The sequence below is a fragment of the Bergeyella anatis genome (assembly GCF_036016955.1).
GTDB lineage: Bacteria > Bacteroidota > Bacteroidia > Flavobacteriales > Weeksellaceae > JAYWXI01.
The window spans coordinates 1-2,624 of the sequence record NZ_JAYWXI010000049.1; the positions used below are offsets into that span (position 1 = coordinate 1).

At 30.7% G+C, this 2,624-nt stretch carries 3 protein-coding genes; all 3 read right to left on the minus strand.

Features of this window, described 5'->3' with window-relative positions:
• Positions 1 to 344: 344 nt before the first annotated feature.
• The 3 genes from VQ048_RS12005 to VQ048_RS12015 all read right to left on the minus strand — a co-directional run bounded on the left by VQ048_RS12005 (position 345) and on the right by VQ048_RS12015 (position 2,475).
• On the minus strand, positions 345 to 833 hold the full coding sequence (locus tag VQ048_RS12005; RefSeq protein WP_327611900.1) for a hypothetical protein: 489 nt from the start codon (positions 831 to 833) through the stop codon (positions 345 to 347).
• A gap of 300 nt (positions 834 to 1,133) precedes the next feature.
• A complete protein-coding gene (locus tag VQ048_RS12010; protein WP_052911704.1) occupies positions 1,134 to 1,949 on the minus strand; it encodes a GLPGLI family protein in 816 nt (271 codons plus the stop codon).
• Positions 1,950 to 2,121: 172 nt separating this feature from the next.
• Entirely contained in the window at positions 2,122 to 2,475 is a 354-nt protein-coding gene (locus VQ048_RS12015) for a DUF4377 domain-containing protein (RefSeq protein ID WP_327611901.1), read from the minus strand.
• Positions 2,476 to 2,624 lie beyond the last annotated feature (149 nt).

Consider the following 2,624-nt stretch of genomic DNA (forward strand, 5'->3'; position numbering starts at 1 on the left):
CAACTCTTTCTTGAACAATATATTCATGAGGATAAGTTTGAGCGTATGTTTTTGCAAAAATCCAATTTTGAGTTTCAATAAAATTTTTCAAAATTTCAGTCATATTCGAACCTGGAGGCATGTTTTTCATAACATTTCTGCTAACGGAAAAAGTATTTGCGAAGGGCGGACTAAATTGAACCAATAGTTCAATTTCGACCAAACCGAAGCAGATGCTTTTTCAATGAAACTAAATTATTAAAAAAAGTTGAATTGAAAAGCATATGCGACTAAATATTTCGACTTTTTCAATTCAACGCTCTCCCCGCCTTTTGCAAATACTATGTTATCTGTAGCCATTTCAATCAATATTCATAATTAACTTCCTCGATTTTTAAAGAATTTAATAATGTATTATAATTTTTTAAATTCTCTTCACTTCTATCATATACATCAATAATAAGCGTTGAGTCAGATTTCATTACTCCAAAATTTCGACCTGAGTGTCCTGGGAAACGTTCAGAAATTTTACTTTTAAGTAGTTTAGATAAATAATTATTAATAGCAATAATGTTTTTTTCTGTTAGTTTAAATTCCAATTCTTTATCAGGCTGTTGGAATTCAGGTTTCCCGTACAGCTCTCCAACTTTATCGCAATCAACTTTAGTTCTTTTATATTTTACATAAAATTGCTTATCTCGTTTCGAGAAAACTTCAAAGTTTTCTTCGTGTCCTCCCCATTCTCCACATTCATCAAATTTTGCATAAATAATTAGCCTTGTTTTTGAACCAAAAGCTCCTAAATCAGCAGGTTCAAAAAAGATAAATTTATCAGTACTTGATTCAATTTTCATCTCTGAATTTTTATCTGCGCAAGAATTTAATATTATCAAAAATATAACTAAAATTGAGATTAAGTTCTTCATTGTGTTTAGTATGGTTACAGATAACGGAAAAAGTATTTGCGAAGGGCGGACTAAATTGAACCAATAGTTCAATTTCGACCAAACCGGAGCAGATGCTTTTTCAATGAAACTAAATTACTTAAAATAGTTGAATTGAAAAGCATATGCGGCTAAATATTTCAGCTTTTCAATTCAACACCTTAACCCCGCCTTTTGCAAATACTATGTTGTAGGCAGTGCTTTTTATTTTTATGGGTAGGGAATCGCTTTGTTTTTTTCTATAGGTTTATAATATTTTTTTATCATTTCCTGTAAAAACTTTCGTTTTTGATCAAGCTCTTCTAAAGAAGTAATATTTTGACCATTGATATTTACAACTCCTCCATTTTTCAAAGTTTTCCTTACCTCTGCAACTGGATCATTATAACTGTCAATTTTTATTTTATGATACTGTTTTAAAGTTATGGAAATAGGCTTTACTCCATAGTGTGTTTCTAAAAAATTTTTCGTATCAAAGGTTACTGACAAATTTAAACTTTTAATTAAAGAATACTTAAAGTCATTTGTTTCATCACTCAATTCAAAGATTAGCCCAGGAAGTCCGCGAAATTTATATGGTCCTTCTTGAAAAGGTATTTCTTCTGAAAACCAAGCAGTCCAGTTTCTTCCTCCAAAACTAGTTGTTGCTTTCTGAAGTTTGTAATTATGAAGATTTTTTATTTCTTTTTCAATTTTCCAATTTATTTTGTCAGTCGAATGCAATGCGAAATAATCAAAATCATTGTCGTGAAAAGTTGTATTCTCATTAGAGTTTATTTTTCTTAACACAAGTTGGTCTGTCATTGTATTTGTCTGCCAATTTTCACCTGTTTTTTTACTAATAGAATCCATTTCGAGGAACTTGTAATCATAAAATTTCACGAAATCTTTGTCTATATCAAGAACCATATTAAATTTTTCAACTTTATCATCAAGTTTCATATCAAGTTGATAGATAAATCTATAAGTTTGAGAAAAAGTAATGATATGAATTAGAAAAGAAATGATTAATCCGATTTTTTTCATAATCTTTTTGTTAAACGGTTATTTTGATAGCATTGCCTACAACGGTCGGGTATTGCCGAAGGCGGGGATTTTTAGCACCTAACTTCAACTAAAATACCACTCTTCAAAAGTAAACAAATTTTTCTAAAAAAGCAATTAACCCCGCTTGCGGCAATACCTTGTTGTACGATGTTTATTTTTGCTTCTTTGATAAAATTTCAAGAAGTTTATATGTTACATTACTTGGAGAATCTTGAGGAGGATTGGACAAATAAGTTTTTTGAAGTTTAAGCTCATATTCAAAGCCCTCTTCGTATGCAAATCCTTCAATACCTGTAATTACAATCCATTCGGTAAAGTTTGTTTCTTTTATTTTCAGTCCTTTTACAACTGTTTCAAAAAACGGAGGGATTTTTAAGTCAGCATACTGATGATGTACCGTCGCAGTAACAATGGAAATTTTATCCTTTTCTTCACCTTCCCTTAGGCATCCTACCGTCAACATAGTGATTAGCATAAAAAATAATAGTTTTAAAAGTTTTTTCATTTTTAATATTTTTAGGGTGAGTTTATGTTAAATGTCGTACAACGGTCGGGTATTGCTGAAGGCGGGGGTTTTTGGCACCCAAGCTCAATAGAAATACCAATGTTCAAATATACAAAAAAAGTTCAATAGAAGCACTTCAGCCCCGCTTT

Bases quoted from the DNA above. Each gene is read 5' to 3' on its own strand.
- VQ048_RS12015 (WP_327611901.1), bottom strand. From the start codon at position 2,475: ATGAAAAAACTTTTAAAACTATTATTTTTTATGCTAATCACTATGTTG.
- VQ048_RS12005 (WP_327611900.1), bottom strand. From the start codon at position 833: ATGAAAATTGAATCAAGTACTGATAAATTTATCTTTTTTGAACCTGCT.
- VQ048_RS12010 (WP_052911704.1), bottom strand. From the start codon at position 1,949: ATGAAAAAAATCGGATTAATCATTTCTTTTCTAATTCATATCATTACT.